The following is a 22,078-nucleotide window of genomic DNA, read 5'->3' on the forward strand; positions in this document are numbered from 1 at the left end:
ACAAGTTGGAGAGACGTCGGGGTCTCTATGGCGCGGCCCCGACCGGGGGCGGTGGTCGTACCGTCGCCGAGGGCAGGAGTGGATGAGTCGTGCAGACTCCGGGGTCGCAGTCTTCTCTGCACCGGGCCAACCTCGAACGGGTCGTACGCGCGGTGCGTATGGCCGGTTCCCTCACCCAGGCGGAGATCGCGAGGAGCACGGGACTGTCGGCGGCCACGGTCTCCAATATCGTCCGTGAACTGAAGGACGGCGGGACGGTCGAGGTCACACCCACCTCCGCGGGGGGCCGCCGGGCGCGCTCCGTCTCGCTGAGCGGGGACGCGGGCATCGTCATCGGTGTGGACTTCGGGCACACGCATCTGCGGGTGGCCGTCGGCAACCTCGCGCACCAGGTGCTCGCCGAGGAGTCGGAACCCCTCGATGTGGACGCCTCGTACGCCCAGGGCTTCGGCCGGGCCGAGGCGCTCGTCGAGCGGCTGATCGTCACCACCGGGGCCGGCCGTCAGAAGGTGATCGGGGTGGGCCTCGGGGTGCCGGGGCCGATCGACGCCGAATCGGGCACGCTCGGCTCCACCTCGATCCTGCCGGGCTGGAGCGGGATCAACCCCGGCGTGGAGCTGGCCGGGCGCCTCGGCGTACCGGTGTACGTGGACAACGACGCCAACCTCGGCGCGCTCGGGGAGATGGTCTGGGGCAGCGGGCGCGGGGTCCGGGACCTGGCGTACATCAAGGTCGCCAGCGGCGTCGGTGCCGGGCTGGTGATAGACGGTCAGATCTACCGGGGCCCCGGGGGCACGGCCGGCGAGATCGGGCACATCACCCTGGACGAGGCGGGGCCCGTGTGCCGCTGCGGCAACCGCGGCTGTCTGGAGACCTTCGCGTCGGCGCACTACGTGCTGCCGCTGCTCAGGCCCAGCCACGGCGCCGATCTGACCCTGGAGCGAGTCGTCCAGCTCGCCAGGGAGGGCGACCCCGGCTGCCGCCGGGTCATCGCCGACGTCGGCCGCCACATCGGCAGCGGCGTGGCGAACCTGTGCAACCTGCTGAACCCCAGCCGGGTGGTGCTCGGCGGGGAGCTGGCCGAGGCGGGCGAGCTGGTGCTCGGGCCGATCAGGGAATCCGTCTCCCGGTACGCGATCCCGAGCGCGGCCCGGCAGCTGTCGGTCCTCCCCGGGGCGCTGGGCGGCCGGGCCGAGGTGCTGGGCGCGCTCGCTCTCGTACTCAACGAGATGGGTGACTCGACCCTGCTCGACAGTGCCCTTCCGGTCGGGACTCCTGCCTTTACATAGATCACGGAGTCTTCACTTAGATAACGAATGGCACCGTTGTCGTCTCATTAAGAATTTAATACTTGACGGTAGTCGCGTGGCCGAGTTGACTCTCTGCTACCTCGGCCGCAACGACGCGGCCTCGTCAGGGAGGTTTGTCACGTGAACGCAAAGATGCGTCGCACCGCCATTGTTGCCGCCGCCAGCGCGATGGCGCTCTCCCTCGCCGCCTGTGGCAGCGCCAAGGAGTCCGGCGACAAGGCGGAGCCGGCCAAGTCGGCCGCGAAGGGTCCGATCACGGTCGGTCTGCTGCTGCCGGAGAACCAGACCGCGCGGTACGAGAAGTTCGACAAGCCGTTGATCGAGAAGAAGGTCGACGAGCTGACCGGCGGTACGGGCAAGGTCGTCTACGCCAACGCCAAGCAGGACGCGACGCTCCAGAGCCAGCAGGTCGACGCGATGATCACCAACAAGGTCAACGTGCTGCTGATCGACGCGGTCGACTCGAAGGCCATCGCCAGCTCGGTCCAGAAGGCCAAGGACGCCGGGATACCCGTCGTCGCCTACGACCGGCTCGCCGAGGGCCCGATCGACGCGTACACCTCCTTCGACAACGAAGAGGTCGGCCGGGTCCAGGGCAAGGCCCTCCTCGAAGCCCTCGGCTCCAAGGCCCGGTCCGGCGAGATCGTCATGATGAACGGCGCCGTCACCGACCCGAACGCCGCCCTCTTCAAGAAGGGCGCCCACGCCGAGCTGGACGGCAAGGTGAAGATCGGCAAGGAGTACGACACCAAGGAGTGGAAGCCGGAGAACGCCAACGCCAACATGGAGGGCGCCATCTCCGCCCTCGGCAAGGACAAGATCGTCGGCGTCTACTCGGCCAACGACGGCATGGCGGGCGGCATCATCACCGCCCTCAAGGGCGCCGGCTTCGCGACCCTTCCCCCGGTCACCGGACAGGACGCCGAACTCGCCGGTGTGCAGCGCATCGTCGCGGGCGAGCAGTTCATGAGCGTCTACAAGTCCTACCCGCGTGAGGCCGAGATCGGCGCCGAGATGGCCGTCGCGCTCGCCAAGGGCGAGAAGCTCGACTCCCTCACCAAGGGCGTCACCGTGGACAGCCCGACCATCAAGGGCGTCCCCTCCGTGCTCGTCCCGGTCGTCTCGCTGACCAAGGACAACATCAAGGAGACCGTCATCAAGGACGGCATCTACACGGTGGGCGAGATCTGCACCACCAAGTACCAGGCCGACTGCGCCAAGGCCGGCCTGAAGTAGGCCGTGGCCGGGCCCCGCCCGGCCGCCCCGGCCCCTCCCGGACCACGTCCGGTGGGCCCTCCCCGGTGAGTCCGTCCGGCACCCCGCCCGTCCCGGCCCCGCGGCCGGAGCCGGGGCGGGGGCGGGACGGGCGGGGTGCCGGCGGGCCCCGGGCGTCCCGCCCCCCTTTCCCCAGCTCTTCCGCTACACCTCCCGCGCCGCCCCCGGCGTGGGCATCCCCGCCGGTCAGGCGGCGAAGGAGATGGTTCATGTGAGCGCTACGCCCGTGCTGGCGTTGCGAGGGGTCTCCAAGCGATTCGGTGCCGTCCAGGTGCTCACCGACGTCGATCTGGAGATCCACCCCGGTGAGGTGGTCGCCCTGGTGGGTGACAACGGCGCCGGGAAATCCACGCTGGTGAAGACCATTGCCGGCGTACACCCCATCGATGACGGCGTCATCGAGTGGGAGGGGCGCGCCGTCTCGATCGGCAGGCCGCAGGACGCCCAGCACCTGGGCGTCGCGACCGTCTATCAGGACCTCGCGCTCTGCGACAACCTCGATGTGGTCGGAAACCTCTATCTGGGCAGGGAACTGCGCAGCTGGGGCGTGCTCGACGAGGTGGAGATGGAGCGCCGCTCGCGTGAGCTGCTGACCACCCTCTCCATCCGGATCCCCAGCGTCCGTATCCCGATCGCCTCCCTCTCCGGCGGCCAGCGGCAGACCGTGGCCATCGCCCGGTCCATGCTCGGCGACCCCCGGCTCGTCATCCTCGACGAGCCGACGGCGGCCCTCGGCGTGGAGCAGACCGCTCAGGTGCTCGACCTCGTCGAGCGGCTCCGGGAGCGCGGTCTCGCCGTACTCCTGATCAGCCACAACATGGCGGACGTCAAGGCGGTCGCCGACAAGGTGGCCGTGCTCAGGCTGGGCAGCAACAACGGTGTCTTCGATGTCGCGAGCACCTCGCAGGAAGAGATCATCGCCGCCATCACCGGCGCCACGGACAACGCCGTGACCCGCCGCGCGTCGCGCACTGTGGAGGTTCAGAAGTGAGTACGGACAAGCCCTCCACGCTGCTCGGCAAGAGCCCCGGCGGCTCGGGCGGCAAGGCCCCCGCCCCGGTGGACGCACCGCCCGCCGCGGTCACCGCGGTCGACCCCCGGCTGCTCGTGCGCGAGCAGGGGTTCTCGGGCTATCTCGCCGAGTTCTCGCGCAAGATACGCGCCGGTGATCTGGGGTCGCTCCCCGTGATCGTCGGGCTGTTGATCATCTGTGTGGTCTTCCAGAGCCTGAACTCGAACTTTCTCTCCGCCGAGAACATCAGCAACATCTCCGTGGCCATGGTCGGCACCGGGATGATCGCCGTCGGCATCGTCTTCGTCCTGCTGCTCGGCGAGATCGACCTGTCGGTCGGCTCGGTCAGCGGGGTGTCCGGGGCCGTCGTCGCCGTGCTGAGCGTCACCCACGGAATGAACGAATGGCTGGCACTGGTCGTCGCCATCGTCAGCGGCGCGGTCATCGGCGCGTTCCACGGCTTCCTCTTCGCCCGGGTCGGCGCGCCCGCGTTCGCCGTCACCCTGGCGGGGCTGCTCTTCTGGCTCGGCTTCATGCTCCAGATCCTCGGCAGCAACGGCACGATCAACCTGGACGACGGCGGTCTGGTCGCCCAGCTCACCACGTACTACTTCAGCGATGTCGCGGCCGCCTACGGCCTCGCCGTCGTCGCGGTCGTGGCGTTCTTCGCGACGTCCTTCCTGGAGAGCCGCCGCCGGGAGGCCGCCGGGATCCCGGCCCGGCCGCTCAGCGAGATCGCGCTGCGCACGGGGGTGCTGGCGGTCGTGGCCTTCGCCGCCGCGATCATGTTCAACCAGTACAAGGGGCTGCCGCTGGCCCTGGTGATCTTCCTGCTGGTCCTGGTGGTCACCGACTTCGTCCTGCGCCGCACCGCCTACGGCCGCAAGGTCTTCGCGCTCGGCGGCAGCGTCGAGGCGTCCCGCCGCGCCGGTATCAACGTCACGCTGATCCGGGTCTCGGTCTACTCGATCGCCGGTACGTTCGCGGCCGTCGGCGGTATCTTCATGGCCTCCAAGATCGCCGCGGCCAACCAGGGCGCCGGCACCGGTGACCTGCTGATGAACGCCATCGCGGCGGCCGTGATCGGCGGCACCAGCCTCTTCGGCGGCCGGGGCCGCACCTGGAACGCCCTGCTGGGTGTCATGGTGATCACCTCGATCCAGTACGGGCTGGCGCTGGAGGGCATCGCCACTCCGGTCCAGTACATGATCACCGGTGGGGTGCTGCTGGCGACCGTCGTCATCGACTCCGTCACCCGGAAGACCCAGAAGACCGCCGGTCGCGCCTGACCGAGGGGTTCGTACGGCCGTTGCCCGGCCCCCGTTCCACCGGGGGCCGGGCAACGGCCGTATATGTATGCCATCTATATGACGCACAGATATGACATACGTACGGCCAAATGGGTGACGCGCAATGCGCCGCCCGCCGACCACTCGCGCGAGTGGAACATTAGACTCGGCTGATCGGCAGGCTCGTACGGCTCGAACACGCAAGGAGGCACAGTGGAGCAGGTGTCGCGCGAAGCGCGCCCGTCAGGAGTGGTGGCGGGCGATGGATGGGGGGCGCTGACCCGCATCACAGGACCGCGCGATCTGGACCGGCTCGGCCCCGAACAGCTGGAGCAGCTGGCCGGGGAGATCCGCTCCTTTCTTGTGGAGGCGGTCTCCAAGACCGGCGGTCACCTCGGCCCCAACCTCGGTGTCGTCGAGCTGACCATCGCACTGCACCGGGTGTACGACTCCCCGAAGGACAAGGTGCTCTTCGACACGGGGCACCAGTCGTACGTACACAAGCTGCTCACCGGCCGTCAGGACTTCACGAAGCTCAGGGCCAAGGGCGGACTCTCCGGATACCCGTCCCGTGCCGAGTCCGACCACGACGTCATCGAGAACTCCCACGCCTCCACCGTCCTCGGCTGGGCCGACGGGCTCGCCAAGGCCAACGAGGTCCTCAAGAAGGACGACCACGTGGTCGCGGTGATCGGTGACGGCGCCCTGACCGGCGGCATGGCCTGGGAGGCGCTGAACAACATCGCCGCCGCCAAGGACCGCCCGCTCGTCATCGTCGTGAACGACAACGAGCGCTCGTACGCGCCGACCATCGGCGGCCTCGCCAACCACCTCGCCACCCTGCGCACCACCGACGGGTACGAACGCTTCCTGGCCCGTGGCAAGGACCTCCTGGGACGTACCCCCGTCGTCGGCAAGCCGTTGTACGGGACCCTGCACGGCGCCAAGAAGGGCCTCAAGGACTTCATCGCCCCGCAGGGCATGTTCGAGGACCTCGGCCTCAAGTACGTCGGCCCCATCGACGGCCACGACATCGGCGCCCTGGAGTCCGCGCTGCTGCGCGCCAAGGGCTTCGGCGGTCCGGTCATCGTGCACTGCATCACCGAGAAGGGCCGCGGCTACAAACCGGCCGAGCAGGACGAGGCCGACCACTTCCACGGGATCGGCCCCATCCACCCCGACACCGGGCTGCCCGTCGCCGCCGCCGGCATGGACTGGACCTCGGTGTTCGGCGAGGAGATGGTCAAGCTCGGCCACGAGCGCGAGGACATCGTCGCGATCACGGCCGCCATGCTCCAGCCGGTCGGCCTGGAGAAGTTCGCGCAGGCTTTCCCCGACCGGGTGTACGACGTGGGCATCGCCGAGCAGCACGGCGCGGTCTCGGCGGCGGGCCTGGCCACCGGAGGGGCGCACCCGGTGTTCGCCCTCTACGCGACCTTCCTCAACCGCGCCTTCGACCAGCTGCTGATGGATGTCGCGCTGCACCGCTGCGGGGTGACCTTCGTGCTGGACCGGGCCGGGGTCACCGGTACGGACGGCGCCTCGCACAACGGCATGTGGGACATGTCGATGCTCCAGTGCGTACCGGGGCTGCGGATCGCCGCCCCGCGCGACGCCGACCAGGTCCGCGCCCAGCTGCGCGAGGCCGTGGCGGTCGAGGACGCACCGACCGTCGTCCGCTACTCCAAGGGCGCGGTCGGCCCGGCGGTCGCCGCGGTCGGCCGGATCGGTGGCATGGACATCCTGCGCAGGGCCGAGGAGGGCGCCGCCGACGTGCTGCTCGTCTCGGTCGGAGCGCTCGCTCCGATGTGTCTGGAAATCGCCGATCTTCTCGACAAGCAGGGCATCACCACGACCGTGGTGGACCCGCGCTGGGTCAAGCCCGTCGACGAGGCGCTCGCCCCGCTCGCCGAGCAGCACCGGGTCGTCGTCACCGTCGAGGACAACAGCCGCGTCGGCGGGGTCGGCTCCGCCGTCGCCCAGGCGCTGCGGGACGCCGGGGTCGACGTACCCCTGCGGGACTTCGGCATTCCGCCGCGCTTCCTCGACCACGCCTCCCGCAAGGAGGTCATGGCCGAGATCGGGCTGACCGCACCGGACATCGCGCGCCAGGTCACCGGTCTGGTCGCGAAGCTGGACGGCCGGCTGGTGGAGTCGCCCACCGCGGCCCGCGACTGAGCGTCCGGCGGGACCGGGCCGGTCGGGCCACCCTGTTCGGGTGGTTCGACCGGCCCATCCGTGTGAAATGCGGCGTTATCGGGTAACCGGGGGCGGCAGGCATCCCGAAGATGAGCCGGATGAACGCGCACACGGAGGTACGCCGGTGAGTACACAGCAGGACCCGGGACCCGTCGGAAACGGTCTCTTCCGTACCAAGAACGTAGAACAATCGATCAGGGATACGGAGGAGCCCGAGACAGCGCTCCGGAAAACGCTCTCCGCGCTCGATCTGACGGTCTTCGGCGTCGGGGTGATCATCGGGACCGGGATCTTCGTCCTGACCGGTGTCGTCGCCAAACAGACCGCGGGCCCCGCCACCGCCCTGGCCTTCGTCGTCGCCGGGGTCGTCTGCGGGCTGGCCGCCCTCTGCTACGCCGAGTTCGCCTCGACGGTGCCGGTCGCCGGATCCGCGTACACCTTCTCGTACGCCTCGCTCGGCGAGCTGCCCGCCTGGATCATCGGCTGGGACCTCGTCCTGGAGCTGGCGCTCGGCTGCGCGGTCGTCGCGGTCGGCTGGTCCGGCTATGTGCGCTCGCTGATGGAGAACGCGGGGCTGAGCCTGCCGGAGGCGCTGTCGGGGACGAACGACGGGAGGTTCGGCTTCGATCTCCTCGCCTTCCTCCTCGTGCTCGTCCTGACCGGCATCCTGGTCGCCGGGGTGAAACTGTCCTCGCGGATCACCGCCATCATCGTGGCCGTCAAGCTCACCGTCGTCCTGCTGGTGATCGTCGTCGGCTCGTTCTTCATCACCGGCTCCAACTACAAGCCGTTCATCCCGCCGGCCGAGTCGGCCGGGAGCGGTGGCGGCTGGACCGCGCCGATCATCCAGCTGATGGCCGGTTACACCCCCACCAACTTCGGCGTCATGGGCATCTTCACCGCCGCCGCGGTCGTCTTCTTCGCCTTCATCGGCTTCGACATCGTCGCGACCGCCGCCGAGGAGACCGTCGACCCGCAGCGCGACGTCCCGCGTGGCATCCTCGGCTCCCTCTTCATCTGCACCGTGCTCTATGTCGCCGTCTCGATCGTCGTCACCGGGATGCAGCACTACACCCAGCTGTCCGTGGACGCCCCGCTCGCCGACGCCTTCAAATCCGTCGGACACCCCTTCTGGGCCGGGCTGATCAGCTTCGGCGCGGCGGTCGGGCTCACCTCGGTCTGCATGATCCTGCTGCTCGGCCAGACCCGGGTGTTCTTCGCGATGAGCCGCGACGGACTGCTGCCGAGGACCTTCTCCCATGTCCACCCCCGGTTCGGCACGCCGTACCGCTCGACGATCCTCCTCGGGGTGATCGTGGCGATCGTCGCGGGCTTCACCTCCATCCAGGAACTCGCCGAGCTGGTCAATATCGGCACGCTGTTCGCCTTCGTCGTCGTCGCGCTCGGCGTGGTCCTCCTGCGCAGGAGCCGCCCCGACCTGCCGCGTTCGTTCCGTACCCCGCTCGTGCCGTTCGTACCGATCGCGTCCGTGCTCGCGTCCCTGTGGCTGATGCTCAACCTGCCCGCCGAGACCTGGCTGCGCTTCGGCATCTGGATGGTCCTCGGCTGCGTCGTCTACTTCGTGTACGGCCGGAGCCACAGCAGGCTGGGCCGATCGCGCTGACTCCCGGCCCCTGGTGCGTACCCGCTAGTACTATCGTGCTCCAGGTTTCCGGCACTCGGGGAAGGGCGGCAGCAGGCCATGACACCGCGGTCCGGACCGACGCCGAAACCGCCGGGCGGCAGCACGGCAGGGGAGGCCCGGAGCGTCTCGGTCCCCCCGGCGGGCACGGCGCTCCCCGCGACCACCGGCTGGCTGCTGCGCGGCAAGGACGGCAGGCTCACGGCGTACGCCCCGACCGACGGCGGGGTCCTGCGCTGGACCGAGGCCCGGGTCGGCGGTCCGGGGTGGGCGGGGCCCGATCTGCTCGCCGTCGCCGGGCTCCTGCCGTACCTGTCCGTCGCGCAGAGCGCCGAGGGCTTCGTCCATCTGCTGGGGGTACGCGCCCGGCCGTGTGCGGACGGCCCGGACGAACTGGACCTGGTGCACGCGATCCAGTTCCAGACCGGCCGTCCGCTGCGGGACTGGCAGTCGCTGGGCAATCCGCACGGCAAGGACCGCGCGAAGGGCGCCCAGATCGGGATGCCGTCCCACGTCCTGGACGACACCGGCTCCGTGCAGCTGTTCCTCCGCAACACCAACGGCGGGCTGTCCGCCAAGCGGCAGGCGCCCAGCGGCCGTTGGCATCCCTGGGGCGGCGCCAACCCCCGGGGGACGCTGCTGACCGGCGAGAGCGCCGCCGCCGTGACCGACCACGGGACGATCGACCTGCTCGTCCCGGCGGGCGACGCCGTGGTGCGCTGGCTCCGCGAGAAGGCCGACGGGGAGCTGGTCCGCGCCGAGGACGAACCGAGGGTCAAGGTCGCGCCCGGCACCATCACCGCCGAGCGCACCGGCCCCGGCCGGCTCACCCACTTCTGGCGCGACGCGGGCAACGGTACGGTCCGGGCCTGGCGCCCCGGCGCGGAACCCGCCTCCCTGGGCGGCCGGGGCACCGGCCCGCCGGCCCTGCTCCGCACCCCCGTCGACGGCTACGACTGCACGATCCTGGCCCAGCGCGGCACCGACGGCCACCCCAGCATCGCCGCCTACCCCACGGAGCACGAGGAGGCGGGCCTGCACTGGACCAGGACCGGCGAACGCTGCGCGGGCGCGCCCGCCCTCGCCCTGGACGGCCTCGGCCGGGTGGTCCTGGCGGCGATCGGCGAGGACGGCACGCTCAGGGTGACCCGGCAGAAGGCGGAGCCCGGTCTCGCGCTGGAGCCGTGGACCCGTATCTGACCTCCGGCCTCCGTCCGGACGTACGGGCGGGCCGTACGGAAGAAGCTCCGCACGGCCCGCCCGCGTCCTACCACACGGCCTACGCCGGAACGCTCGCCACACCCGGGGCCAGGAACGGCTTGCCGTTCACCCGCTCCGAGACACCCTCCCGGTCCAGGTACGGCGTGATGCCGCCCAGATGGAACGGCCAGCCCGCGCCCGTGATCAGGCAGAGGTCGATGTCCTGCGCCTCGGCGACCACACCCTCGTCGAGCATCAGCCCGATCTCCTGCGCGACCGCGTCCAGCACCCGCACCCGGGTCTGCTCCTCGGTCAGCACGGAGCCGCCCTGCTTCAGCAGCGCCGCGACCTCCGGGTCCAGCTCCGGCTTGCCGGAGTCGTACAGGTAGAAGCCCCGCTTGCCCGCCTTGACGACCGCGGCGAGGTTCTCCGAGACGGTGAAGCGCTCGGGGAAGGCGCCGTGCAGGGTCTCGGAGACATGCAGACCGATGGCGGGCCCGACCAGCTCCAGCAGCACCAGCGGCGACATCGGCAGCCCGAGCGGCTCGACCGCGCGCTCCGCCACCTCGACCGGGGTGCCCTCGTCGATGACGTTCTGGATCTCGCCCATGAAGCGGGTGAGGACGCGGTTGACGACGAACGCCGGGGCGTCCTTCACCAGCACCGCGGTCTTCTTCAGCTTCTTCGCCACACCGAACGCGGTGGCCAGCGACGCGTCGTCGGTCTGCTCGCCGCGCACGATCTCCAGCAGCGGCAGGATCGCTACCGGGTTGAAGAAGTGGAAGCCGACGACCCGCTCGGGGTTCTTCAGCTTCGACGCCATCTCGGAGACCGACAGCGACGAGGTGTTGGTGGCGAGGATCGCGTGCGCCGGGGCGACCGCCTCGACCTCCGCGAACACCTGCTGCTTGACGCCCATCTCCTCGAAGACGGCCTCGATCACGAAGTCCGCGTCCGCGAACCCCTCGGCCTTGTCCAGCACACCCGTGACCAGCGCCTTGAGCCGGTTGGCCTTGTCCTGGTTGATCCGGGACTTCAGCAGCAGCTTGTCGATCTCGCCATGGACGTACGACACGCCCTTGTCGATCCGCGCCTGGTCGATGTCCGTCAGCACGACGGGCACCTCCAGCCTGCGGGCGAAGAGCAGCGCCAGCTGCGACGCCATCAGCCCCGCGCCGACGACCCCGACCTTGGTGACCGGACGGGCCAGCGACTTGTCCGGGGCGCCCGCGGGCCGCTTGGCGCGCTTCTGCACCAGGTTGAACGCGTAGATCCCCGACCGCAGTTCGCCGCCCATGATCAGGTCGGCCAGCGCGCGGTCCTCGGCGTCGAAGCCGGCCTGGAGGTCGCCGTCCTTCGCCGCCTCGATGATCTCCAGCGCGCGGTACGCGGCCGGGGCCGCCCCGTGCACCTTGGCGTCGGCGATGGACCGCCCGCGCGCCACCGCCTGGTCCCAGGCCGCGCCCCGGTCGATCTCCGGGCGTACGACCTCGGTCTCGCCCTTCAGCACCGAAGCGGTCCAGATGAGCGACCGCTCCAGGAAGTCGGCGCCCTCGAAGATCGCGTCGGCGATCCCCAGCTCATGGACCTGACCGCCCTTGAGCTGCTTGTTCTGGCTGAGCGAGTTCTCGATGATGACCGAGACCGCGCGGTCCGCGCCGATCAGGTTCGGCAGCAGCGCGCAGCCGCCCCAGCCCGGGACGAGCCCGAGGAAGACCTCGGGCAGCGAGAACGCCGGAACGGCCGCCGACACCGTGCGGTAGTCGCAGTGCAGCCCGATCTCGACGCCGCCGCCCATCGCCGCGCCGTTGTAGTACGCGAAGGTCGGTACGGGCAGGGCGGCGATGCGTTTGAAGACCTCGTGGCCGCTCCGGCCGATCGCGAGGGCGTCCTCGTGGCGCTTCAGCAGCTCCACACCCTTGAGGTCGGCGCCGACGGCGAAGATGAACGGCTTGCCGGTCACCCCGACCCCGACGATCGAGCCCTCCGCCGCCTCGGCCGTGACCTGGTCGAGCGCCGCGTCGATGTGGGCCAGCGACCGCGGGCCGAACGTCGTCGGCTTGGTGTGGTCGAGCCCGTTGTCCAGCGTGATCAGGGCGAACCTGCCCGCGCCCGCCGGGAGTTCGAAGTGGCGCACCTGCGCCTGGGTGACGACCTCGCCGGGGAACAGCTCGGCCGCGCCCGTCAGGAGTTCAGCGGTACTCACTTGTTGCCTCCGTCGAAGTGCGGGTTCTCCCAGATGACCGTCGCGCCCATGCCGAAGCCGACGCACATCGTGGTCAGCCCGTAACGGACCTGCGGCTGTGCCTCGAACTGCCGGGACAGCTGGGTCATCAGCCGCACCCCGGAGGAGGCCAGCGGGTGGCCGAACGCGATGGCGCCGCCGTACTGGTTGACGCGCGCGTCGTCGTCCGCGATGCCGTAGTGGTCGAGGAAGGCCAGCACCTGTACGGCGAACGCCTCGTTGACCTCGAACAGCCCGATGTCCGAGATCGACAGCCCGGCCTTGGCCAGCGCCTTCTCGGTCGCCGGGATCGGTCCGTACCCCATCACCTCGGGCTCGACGCCCGCGAAGGCGTACGACACGAGGCGCATCCGGACCGGCAGGCCCTGCTCGCGCGCGAAGTCCTCGGCGGCGATCAGCGAGGCCGTCGCGCCGTCGTTCAGCCCGGCCGCGTTCCCCGCGGTGACCCGGCCGTGCGGCCGGAACGGCGTCTTGAGCCCGGCCAGCATCTCCAGCGTCGTCCCCGGCCGCATCGGCTCGTCGGCGGTGACGAGCCCCCACCCGGTCTCTCCCGCGTCGGGGTTGGTGCGGCGCACCGAGACGGGCACCAGGTCCTGCTGGATCGAGCCGTTGGCGTACGCCTTCGCGGCCTTCTCCTGCGAGCGCACCGCGTACTCGTCGGCCCGCTGCTTCGTCAGGTGCGGGAAGCGGTCGTGCAGGTTCTCCGCCGTCATGCCCATGAAGAGGGCGGAGTCGTCGACGAGCTTCTCCGACACGAAGCGCGGGTTCGGGTCGACCCCCTCGCCCATCGGGTGGCGGCCCATGTGCTCGACCCCGCCCGCGACGACGACGTCGTACGCGCCGAAGGCGATCGACCCGGCGGTGGTGGTGACGGCGGTCAGCGCGCCCGCGCACATCCGGTCGATCGAGTAGCCGGGCACGGACTGCGGCAGCCCCGAGAGGATCCCGGCGGTACGGCCGAGGGTGAGGCCCTGGTCACCGATCTGCGTGGTCGCGGCGATGGCGACCTCGTCGATCCGGGCGGGGTCGAGGTCCGGGTTGCGGCGCAGCAGCTCCCGGATCGCCTTCACGACGAGATCGTCGGCCCGGGTCTCGTGATAGATGCCCTTCGGGCCCGCCTTGCCGAACGGGGTGCGGACGCCGTCGACAAAGACGACATCCCTGACGGTACGAGGCACGATGGCTCTCCTCCAGGGTGCGGGGTGGCACTGCTGCGGGGCGCGCCAGCGACGCGCTTCCACCCCATGCTACTCGCGGGTAACCACCCTGCCCACCCCCGGCCGGTTTTTTGCGCCCCGAGGCGGCCCCGACCCCGTGCGCGGGCTACCGCTCCCCGGGCGACAGCGCCCGCGTCAGCAGCGGCGCCACCTGCTCGACCTGCCAGGGGCGCGCCCCGTGCCCGGCCAGCGCGGCCGCCACCTGCTCCACGGTCCGCTCGTGCGGCGGCTCCCAGCACACCCGGCGGACGGTGTCCGGTGTGATCAGGTTCTCCTGCGGCATGTTGAGCCGCTCGGCGAGCGCCGAGACCGCCGCGCGGGCGGCCGACAGCCTGGCGGCGGCCTCCGGGTCCTTGTCCGCCCAGGAGCGCGGCGGCGGCGGGCCCGCGATGGTCTGGCCGGGCTGCGGCAGCTCGCTGTCGGGCAGCTCCTTCGCCCGGTCGATGGCCGCCTGCCACTGCTCCAGCTGCCGTCTTCCCATACGGTGGCCGAACCCGGGCAGCGCGGTGAGGGCGTGCAGATTCACCGGCAGCGCGAGGGACGCCTCGACGATCGCGGTGTCGCTGAGTACCTTGCCGGGGGAGATGTCACGACGCTGCGCCACCCGGTCGCGGGTGGTCCACAGCTCCCGTACGACGGCCATCTGACGGCGGCGGCGGACCTTGTGCATGCCGGAGGTACGGCGCCAGGGGTCCTTGCGCGGCGGCGCGGGCGGCGCCGAGGCGATGGCGTCGAACTCCTGCTGGGCCCAGTCCAGCTTGGCCTGCCGGTCGAGGTCCTTCTCCAGCGCGTCCCGCAGGTCGACGAGGAGCTCCACATCGAGTGCGGCGTAGCGCAGCCAGGGCTCGGGCAGTGGCCGGGTCGACCAGTCGACGGCGGAGTGGCCCTTCTCCAGGGCATAGCCGAGGACGTTCTCCACCATGGCGCCGAGGCCGACCCTGGGGTGGCCCGCCAGCCGTCCGGCCAGCTCCGTGTCGAAGAGCCGGGTGGGGATCATGCCTATTTCGCGCAGACACGGAAGATCCTGGGTGGCTGCGTGCAGGATCCACTCGGTGTCGGCGAGAACCTCGCCGAGCCCGGAGAGGTCGGGGCAGCCGACGGGGTCGATCAGGGCCGTGCCCGCGCCCGCGCGGCGCAGCTGGACCAGATAGGCGCGCTGGCCGTAGCGGTAGCCGGACGCGCGCTCGGCGTCGACGGCGACGGGTCCGGTGCCCGCGGCGAAGGCCGCGATCACTTCGGCGAGCGCGTCGTCGGTGGCGACCACCGGTGGAACGCCCTCGCGGGGCTCCAGCAAGGGGATCGGCGCCGATTCGACGTCGGCCGGGGGCTGCGACATCAGCGGCTGGCGCCGCGGGCCCCCGGTGGTTCGCAGTGCTGGCTCTGCTGCGGTGTCTTGGGCGTCGGTCACCGGTCAAGGGTATCTGTGAACGGACGGCGCCCGTCGACGGAACGTTCCGTCGACGGGCGGTGGGGGCGAGAAGTGGTCAGTGGATGATTCCGGTACGGAGGGCCACGGCGACCATCCCCGCCCGGTCGCCCGTGCCGAGCTTGCGCGCGATCCGGGCGAGGTGGCTCTTGACGGTGAGTGCGGACAGGCCCATCGACACACCGATGGCCTTGTTGGACTGTCCCTCGGCGACGAGCCGCAGGACCTCGACCTCGCGGCCGGACAGCTCGCGGTAGCCGCCGGGGTGGTTCGGGGCGCCCGGCGGGCGCCGGTGCATCCGTTGGCCGGCGCCGAGGGGGGCGGCGCCGGGACGGCCGGGGTGGCCGATGTTCGTACGCGTACCGGTCACGACGTAGCCCTTGACGCCGCCCGCGAGGGCATTGCGCACCGCGCCGATGTCGTCGGCGGCGGAGAGGGCGAGGCCGTTGGGCCAGCCGGCGGCCCGGGTCTCGGAGAGCAGGGTCAGCCCGGAGCCGTCGGGCAGATGGACGTCGGCAACGCAGATGTCGCGCGGGTTGCCGACGCGGGGGCGGGCCTCCGCGATGGACGACGCCTCGATGACGTCACGTACTCCAAGGGCCCACAGGTGGCGGGTGACGGTGGAGCGGACGCGCGGGTCGGCCACGACGACCATGGCCGTCGGCTTGTTCGGGCGGTAGGCGACCAGGCTTGCGGGCTGCTCGAGGAGAACGGACACCAGGCCTCCTGGGGGAAGGTGCGGGACGGAGCCGGCCGTGAGGAGTGGGGATGAAGCCGGGGCGTACCGGTGCGTTTAAAGGTCATTGACCTCTTCGGCAGCAACCTCGCTCGCCTTTAGAGAATGATCACGAATTGGTGAGTAACAATTCGGGCAATTCGGATGGGTGATCGATCATCCTACAAGTGGCCCCATCCCGGAGCCCCGCTCCGGACCCCGTCCCGCACCCTTGCGGGAACGCCCGCCCGACCCCGTCCGTCCCCGTTCTCCCTCAGGACACCTGCGGTCCGCGCCGCTGCGGCAGCGACACCACACCGGCGCCCCGCCCGGTCTCCCCGGGGCCGGGCGCGGCCCCCGGGGAGAGGGGCGGCAGCCCCGCGATCTGGCAGAGCAGATCGCACCAGGCCGCCAGATGCGCCGTCGTGTCGGGCGCCCCGCCCCGGCCCTCGCGCGGGGTCCAGGACGCGCGGATCTCGATCTGGGTCGCGGGCCTGCGCTCGGCCAGCCCGCCGAAATAGTGCGACCCCGCCCGGGTGACGGTGCCGCTCGGCTCCCCGTACGACAGTCCGCGCGCCTCCAGCGCGCCCGTCAGCCAGGACCAGCACACCTCCGGCAGCAGCGGGTCGGCCGCCATCTCGGGCTCCAGCTCCGCCCGTACGAGCGTGACCAGCCGGAAGGTGCCCTGCCAGGCGTCGTGCCCGGCCGGGTCGTGGAGGAGGATGAGCCGGCCGTCCGCCAGATCGTCCTCCCCGTCCACGACCGCGGCCTCCAGGGCGTACGCGTACGGCGCGAGCCGCTTCGGCGGTGGGACCGGGTCGATCTCGATCTCCGGACGCGGCCGCGCGGCCCGCAGTGCTTCGACCGCCGTGAGGAACGCGGACGGCGCGGAATCCCCCTCCGCGCCGTCCTTTCCCCCGGTGCCGTTGGAATGATCGGAAAACTGTCCCTGAGCCGCAGCCATGCGGGGAAGAGTAGGCCGAACCCGCGCCTCGTGCGGGGAAGGACACCCGGCCCGGGGCAAGCGCTTCCCCGTACATGCGAAGATTCTGGACGTGAGCGCCATCGACCGCACAGCGGGCCAGCAGACGAAGACGTACGAATCGGCCTTCATGAAGGCGTGCAGACGCGAGCCGGTACCGCATACACCGGTCTGGTTCATGCGGCAGGCTGGCCGGTCGCTGCCGGAGTACCTGAAGGTGCGCGAGGGCATTCCGATGCTGGAATCCTGCATGCGGCCCGAGCTGGTCACCGAGATCACGCTCCAGCCCGTGCGCCGCCACAAGGTCGACGCCGCGATCTACTTCAGCGACATCGTCGTCCCCCTCAAGGCCATCGGCCTCGACCTCGACATCAAGCCGGGCGTCGGCCCCGTCGTCGCCGAGCCGATCCGCACCCGTGCCGGCCTCGCCCGGCTGCGCGACCTCACCCCGGACGACGTCTGGTACGTCACCGAGGCGATCGGCATGCTCACCGGCGAGCTGGGCACCACCCCGCTCATCGGCTTCGCGGGCGCGCCCTTCACCCTCGCCAGCTATCTCGTGGAGGGCGGCCCGTCCCGCAACCACGAGCACACCAAGGCGATGATGTACGGCGACCCGCAGCTCTGGGCCGACCTGCTCGACCGGCTCGCGGACATCACCGCCGCCTTCCTGAAGGTCCAGATCGAGGCGGGCGCGAGCGCCGTCCAGCTCTTCGACTCCTGGGTGGGCGCGCTGGCCCCCGCCGACTACCGCCGCTCCGTGCTGCCCGCCTCCGCCAAGGTCTTCGACGCGGTCGCCGGGTACGGCGTCCCGCGCATCCACTTCGGCGTGGGTACGGGCGAACTGCTCTCCCTGATGGGCCAGGCGGGCGCGGACGTCGTCGGCGTCGACTGGCGCGTCCCGCTCGACGAGGCGGCCCGCCGCGTCGGCCCCGGCAAGGCGCTCCAGGGCAACCTCGACCCCGCCGTCCTCTTCGCCCCCACCGAGGCGGTCGAGGCCAAGACCCGCGAGGTGCTGGACGCGGCGGCCGGACTGGAGGGCCACATCTTCAACCTCGGCCACGGCGTCCTGCCGTCCATGGACCCGGACGCGCTGAGCCGACTGGTCGCGTACGTACACGAGCGGACCGCCCGCTGAACGGCTACGCGCCCGCCGCGCGTACCGCCGCCGTCGCCTTGCGCGCCGCCACCAGGACCGGGTCCCAGACGGGGGAGAACGGCGGCGCGTAGCCGAGGTCGAGGGTGACCATCCGCTCCACGGTCATCCCTGCGGTCAGCGCGACCGCCGCGATGTCCACCCGCTTCGCCGCGCCCGCGCGGCCGACGATCTGGACCCCGAGCAGCCTGCCCGTACGCCGCTCCGCGAGCATCTTCACCGTCATCCGGGCGGCGCCCGGGTAGTAACCGGCGCTGTGGGTGGACTCGATGGTGGCGGTGACGTACGGGAGACCGGCCCGGCGGGCGTCCTTCTCGCGCAGTCCGGTCCGGGCGATCTCCAGGTCGCAGACCTTGCTGACCGCCGTGCCGACCACGCCGGGGAAGATCGCGCTGCCGCCGCCCACGTTCGCGCCGATGATCTGGCCGTGCTTGTTGGCGTGGGTGCCCAGCGCGATGTGGCGGGTCAGCCCCGACACCAGGTCGAGGACCTCCACACAGTCCCCGCCCGCCCAGATGTTCCCGTGGCCGCGTACCCGCATGGCCCGGTCCGTGAGCAGCCCGCCGTGCTCCCCGAGGGGCAGCCCGGCGGCGCGGGCGAGGGCGGTACGCGGCTCGACGCCGATGCCGAGCACCACGACATCCGCCGGATACTCCGTGTCCCCGGCCACCACCGCCCGCACCCGGCCGTCCGGCCCGGTGCGGACCGCCGTGACCTCGGCGGAGCCGACCGTGGTGATGCCCATGCCGTCCATGGCCGCGCGGACCAGCCGCCCCATGTCCGGGTCGAGGGTGGCCATCGGCTGCTCGCCGCGGTGGACCACCGTGACCTCGTACCCCCGCCTGAGCAACGCCTCGGCCATCTCCACGCCGATGTAGCCCGCGCCGACCACGACCGCGCGCCGGCCCTCCGTGGCCGCGAGGGTGTCCAGCAGCGCCTGGCCGTCGTCGAGCGTCTGCACCCCGTGCACCCCCGGCGCGTCGATACCGGGCAGCGCGGGCCGGACCGGGCGGGCGCCGGTCGCGACGACCAGTTCGTCGTAGCCGGTCCAGCTCTCCGTACCGTCGTCGAGAGCGCGTGAGCGGACCCGTCCGCGCGCCACATCGATCTCCGTGACCTCCGTGCGCATCCGCAGATCAATGGCGCGTTCTCGATGCTCCGCGGGGGTGCGGGCGATGAGCGCGTCGCGCTCCGGGACGTCGCCGCCCACCCAGTACGGGATGCCGCAGGCGGAGTACGAGGTGAAGTGGCCGCGTTCGAAAGCGACGATCTCCAGCTCCTTCGGCCCCCTCAACCGGCGGGCCTGCGACGCGGCGGACATGCCCGCCGCGTCGCCGCCGATGACCACCATGCGCTCCGCCGCCATCGCGATGTCCCCTTCGAGTCGTCTCCGGAGAACGGTACGCGTGGCGCGGTGGGTCAGTCCCGCTCGGCGATGGCGGCGGGCGCGGCCGTGGGCTCCGCCTCCGGCCGCTTCGGCAGCCGGGAGCGCACCAGCCGCCACACCGCGTACAGCACCGCCAGGACCGCGGCGAACGGCAGCACGGCGCCGATCACCACCGCGATCCAGCGCAGTGCCGTACCGAGCGCCTCCCAGCCGCCGCCCAGCGCCTCCAGGAACCCCGGGTCCGCCTCCCGCTCCGTGGTTGCCCTTTTACGGTTTCGAAGAGGTCACGGCCGGACGCGGCGCGCACCACCGCACGCGGCACGGCCGGAAACGGGCGGCGATCCGAGGTTTGAGAGAGTGGGGCCATGGAGTCGAGCGCGCAGTACGTGGACACACACACGGGCCATGTCGTCGTCATCGGAGGCGGGATCACCGGACTGGCGGCCGCACACCGGCTGCTGGGGGCCGGTATCCGGGTGACCCTGCTGGAGGCCACCGGACGGCTCGGCGGAAAGCTGCGCACCGGGGAGATCGAGGGCGCTCCCGTCGACCTGGGCGCCGAGTCGATGCTCGCGCGCCGGCCCGAGGGCGTCGAGCTGGCCAGGGCGGTCGGACTCGGCGACCGGCTCCAGCCACCCACCGCCACCACCGCCTCGGTCTGGACGCGCGGCAGGCTGCGGCCCCTGCCCAAGGGCCATGTGATGGGCGTCCCCGGCGACCCCGCCGCCCTCGCCGGACTCCTCTCCGACGAGGGGCTCGCCCGGATCGCCCGCGAACCGGAGACGGCCCCCGCCGAGGTCGGCGACGATGTCGCGATCGGCGAGTACGTCGCCGGGCGTCTCGGCCGCGAGGTCGTCGACCGGCTGGTGGAGCCACTGCTCGGCGGGGTCTACGCGGGAGACTCGTACCGCATCTCCATGAAGGCGGCCGTCCCCCAGCTCTTCGACGCGATCAGGAGCCACGACTCACTGCTGGCGGCCGTCCGCGACCTCCAGGAGAAGGCCGCCGCGCGACAGCAGACCGGGGCGGTCTTCGCGGGCATCGGGGGCGGCGTGGGCAGCCTGCCCGGCGCCGTCGCCGACGCCGTACGGGTGGGGGGCGGCGACATCCTCCTGGACACCCCCGTCCGGTCCCTCACCCGTACCTCCGACGGCTGGCACATCCGTACGGACGACCGCGTCCTGACCGCCGACGGCATCGTCCTGGCCACCCCCGCCCCGACCGCCGCCGCGCTGCTCGCCGCCGAGTCCCCGGCCGCCTCGGCCCAACTCGCCGCCATCGAGTACGCCTCGATGGCGCTGGTCACCATGGCCTTCCGCCGCACCGACCTCGACTCCACCCTGCCCCCGGGCAGCAGCGGCTTTCTCGTCCCGCCCGTCGACGGGTACACGATCAAGGCGGCCACCTTCTCCACCCAGAAGTGGGGCTGGGTCGCGGACGCCGCGCCCGATCTCTTCGTCCTGCGCACCTCCATCGGACGGTACGGCGAGGAGGAGCGGCTCCACCACGACGACGCCGACCTCGTCGACGTATCCCTGCACGACCTCGGCGCGGCGGTCGGGCTCGACGCGAAGCCGGTGGCCACCGAGGTGACCCGCTGGCTCGGCGGCCTGCCGCAGTACCCGGTCGGCCATCAGGACCGGGTCGCCGCGATCCGCGGGGCCGTCGCCGCGCTGCCCGGACTGCGCGTCTGCGGCGCCGCGTACGACGGGGTCGGCATCCCGGCGTGCGTCGCGAGCGCCCGCCGCGCCGCGGACGAGATCATCGCCACGTCGACCCTGGCGCGAGGCACCGGACGGGGCGCGGGAGAATAGCCCCATGACTGCTGTTCCAGAGAAGACCCCGAACGCGGGCAAGAAGGCCAAGGACCTCAACGAGGTCATCCGCTACACGCTGTGGTCCGTCTTCAAGCTGCGTGACGCGCTCCCCGAGGACCGGGCCGGCTACGCCGAAGAGGTTCAGGAGCTGATCGACCGGCTCGGCACCGAGGACATCACCGTGCGCGGGATGTACGACGTGTCCGGGCTGCGTGCCGACGCCGACGTCATGATCTGGTGGCATGCCGAGACCTCGGACGAGCTCCAGGACGCGTACAACCGCTTCCGCCGCACCCGGCTGGGACGGGCGCTGGAGCCGGTCTGGTCGAACATGGCGCTGCACCGCCCCGCCGAGTTCAACAAGTCGCACATCCCGGCCTTCCTGGCCGACGAGACGCCCCGCGACTACATCAGCGTCTACCCCTTCGTCCGTTCCTACGACTGGTACCTCCTGCCGGACGAGGACCGTCGTACGATGCTCGCCGACCACGGCAGGATGGCTCGCGGATTCCCGGACGTACGCGCCAACACTGTGGCATCCTTCTCGCTCGGCGACTACGAGTGGATCCTGGCCTTCGAGGCCGACGAACTGCACCGGATCGTCGACCTGATGCGTCATCTGCGCGGCTCCCAGGCGCGGCTGTACGTACGGGAAGAGGTGCCGTTCTACACCGGCCGCCGCAAGTCGGTGGCGGACCTGGTGGCCGGGCTCGCCTAGGCGGACCCGCATGAACATGGCCGGACCCGCATCCCGCGGGCCCCGGCCATCCCACCCGGAAGATCAGACGACCGGCGGCAGCCCCCTGTTGCGCGCCCGCTCGTCCAGCGACACCGGGTTCGGCTCCGGGTTCCCATCGGCCGCTGACCCGCGGAAACGCGCTGGCCCGTGGGGAAGGACCTCGTCCTTCCCCGCGCCGGCCCGCTCCGCCCGGTCGCGGCCGATGGAACCCGGGTCGGTGTTCCGTACGGGAGCACGCCCGATCCAGGCTCCGCACCGGGGCCGAGCCACAGAACGGACGTCCCCGCCACGATCCGCTCCGGCGCCCCGCAGGATGGACATCAGGGACATGCCCAGCCGGCCGTACTTGGCGATCAGCTCCTCGTCGTCCACCGTGACCCGGCGGACGTAGGACGTGACGCTCGGGCACCGAGGGCCGAGGACGACCTGCCTGTCCGGCCAGAGGGCTTCGACCGTGCGGGGCAAGC

General features: G+C 71.4%; 17 protein-coding genes and 1 pseudogene. 10 read left to right on the top strand and 8 right to left on the bottom strand.

The genetic code is table 11. The annotated features are described in order from the left end of the window. Window positions 1–89 precede the first annotated feature (89 nt). The 7 genes from ACIP8W_RS20300 (at window position 90) to ACIP8W_RS20330 (ending at window position 9,927) form a co-directional block, all read left to right on the top strand. Window positions 90–1,289, top strand: a complete 1,200-nt coding sequence (locus tag ACIP8W_RS20300) for an ROK family protein (protein WP_401955942.1) — start codon at window positions 90–92, stop codon at window positions 1,287–1,289. 153 nt (window positions 1,290–1,442) lie between these two features. After that, window positions 1,443–2,546 carry a substrate-binding domain-containing protein gene (locus ACIP8W_RS20305; RefSeq protein WP_401956004.1) on the top strand — a complete coding sequence of 368 codons (1,104 nt, stop codon included), beginning with the start codon at window positions 1,443–1,445 and terminating at the stop codon, window positions 2,544–2,546. A gap of 241 nt (window positions 2,547–2,787) precedes the next feature. Further along, a complete protein-coding gene (locus ACIP8W_RS20310; protein ID WP_401955941.1) occupies window positions 2,788–3,576 on the top strand; it encodes an ATP-binding cassette domain-containing protein in 789 nt (262 codons plus the stop codon). Between the two features lie 20 nt (window positions 3,577–3,596). Beyond that, window positions 3,597–4,886: a sugar ABC transporter permease gene (locus ACIP8W_RS20315; protein ID WP_401956003.1), complete on the top strand. Its 1,290-nt coding sequence runs from the start codon at window positions 3,597–3,599 to the stop codon at window positions 4,884–4,886. A 276-nt stretch (window positions 4,887–5,162) separates the two neighbouring features. Next, a complete protein-coding gene (dxs, locus tag ACIP8W_RS20320; RefSeq protein ID WP_402153584.1) occupies window positions 5,163–7,064 on the top strand; it encodes a 1-deoxy-D-xylulose-5-phosphate synthase in 1,902 nt (633 codons plus the stop codon). Window positions 7,065–7,209: 145 nt separating this feature from the next. Then, on the top strand, window positions 7,210–8,709 hold the full coding sequence (locus tag ACIP8W_RS20325) for an amino acid permease (RefSeq protein WP_401955940.1): 1,500 nt from the start codon (window positions 7,210–7,212) through the stop codon (window positions 8,707–8,709). Window positions 8,710–8,787: 78 nt separating this feature from the next. Next, window positions 8,788–9,927: a hypothetical protein gene (locus ACIP8W_RS20330; protein WP_401955939.1), complete on the top strand. Its 1,140-nt coding sequence runs from the start codon at window positions 8,788–8,790 to the stop codon at window positions 9,925–9,927. A gap of 79 nt (window positions 9,928–10,006) precedes the next feature. Here ACIP8W_RS20330 and ACIP8W_RS20335 read toward each other — a convergent pair whose 3' ends face one another. The 5 genes from ACIP8W_RS20335 to ACIP8W_RS20355 form a co-directional block, all read right to left on the bottom strand. Next, window positions 10,007–12,133 (bottom strand): 3-hydroxyacyl-CoA dehydrogenase NAD-binding domain-containing protein, encoded by a 2,127-nt coding sequence (locus ACIP8W_RS20335; protein WP_401955938.1) that lies wholly within the window; start codon window positions 12,131–12,133, stop codon window positions 10,007–10,009. Further along, window positions 12,130–13,350 (bottom strand): thiolase family protein, encoded by a 1,221-nt coding sequence (locus ACIP8W_RS20340; RefSeq protein WP_401955937.1) that lies wholly within the window; start codon window positions 13,348–13,350, stop codon window positions 12,130–12,132. The genes ACIP8W_RS20335 and ACIP8W_RS20340 overlap by 4 nt, the downstream gene beginning before the upstream one ends. A 145-nt stretch (window positions 13,351–13,495) precedes the next feature. Continuing rightward, window positions 13,496–14,797: an HRDC domain-containing protein gene (locus ACIP8W_RS20345; RefSeq protein WP_401955936.1), complete on the bottom strand. Its 1,302-nt coding sequence runs from the start codon at window positions 14,795–14,797 to the stop codon at window positions 13,496–13,498. Between the two features lie 76 nt (window positions 14,798–14,873). Continuing rightward, entirely contained in the window at window positions 14,874–15,533 is a 660-nt protein-coding gene (locus ACIP8W_RS20350; protein ID WP_384911738.1) for a LuxR C-terminal-related transcriptional regulator, read from the bottom strand. Window positions 15,534–15,804: 271 nt separating this feature from the next. Further along, a complete protein-coding gene (locus tag ACIP8W_RS20355; protein ID WP_401955935.1) occupies window positions 15,805–16,494 on the bottom strand; it encodes a DUF3000 domain-containing protein in 690 nt (229 codons plus the stop codon). A gap of 91 nt (window positions 16,495–16,585) precedes the next feature. Between ACIP8W_RS20355 and hemE the strand changes: the two genes are divergently transcribed. Continuing rightward, entirely contained in the window at window positions 16,586–17,650 is a 1,065-nt protein-coding gene (hemE, locus tag ACIP8W_RS20360) for a uroporphyrinogen decarboxylase (RefSeq protein ID WP_401955934.1), read from the top strand. Window positions 17,651–17,654: 4 nt separating this feature from the next. Here the strand turns inward: hemE and ACIP8W_RS20365 are convergent, their stop codons facing one another. Next, entirely contained in the window at window positions 17,655–19,034 is a 1,380-nt protein-coding gene (locus ACIP8W_RS20365; RefSeq protein ID WP_402204031.1) for an FAD-dependent oxidoreductase, read from the bottom strand. Between the two features lie 53 nt (window positions 19,035–19,087). After that, window positions 19,088–19,312: pseudogene (locus ACIP8W_RS20370) on the bottom strand (DUF4349 domain-containing protein); the annotation flags it as partial. Between the two features lie 108 nt (window positions 19,313–19,420). Between ACIP8W_RS20370 and hemG the strand changes: the two are divergent. Both hemG and hemQ read left to right on the top strand, forming a co-directional pair. Then, complete coding sequence (gene hemG, locus ACIP8W_RS20375) at window positions 19,421–20,869, top strand: protoporphyrinogen oxidase (RefSeq protein ID WP_402204033.1); 1,449 nt, start codon at window positions 19,421–19,423, stop codon at window positions 20,867–20,869. A gap of 4 nt (window positions 20,870–20,873) precedes the next feature. Continuing rightward, entirely contained in the window at window positions 20,874–21,590 is a 717-nt protein-coding gene (hemQ, locus tag ACIP8W_RS20380) for a hydrogen peroxide-dependent heme synthase (RefSeq protein WP_401955931.1), read from the top strand. A 63-nt stretch (window positions 21,591–21,653) separates the two neighbouring features. Here hemQ and ACIP8W_RS20385 read toward each other — a convergent pair whose 3' ends face one another. After that, the gene (locus tag ACIP8W_RS20385) at window positions 21,654–22,076 is read right to left on the bottom strand and encodes a hypothetical protein (protein WP_402204035.1); all 423 of its coding nucleotides are present in this window, start codon (window positions 22,074–22,076) and stop codon (window positions 21,654–21,656) included. Between the last annotated feature and the right edge of the window lie 2 nt (window positions 22,077–22,078).

Source organism: Streptomyces sp. NPDC088554 (assembly GCF_044752945.1).
Taxonomy (GTDB): Bacteria; Actinomycetota; Actinomycetes; order Streptomycetales; family Streptomycetaceae; genus Streptomyces.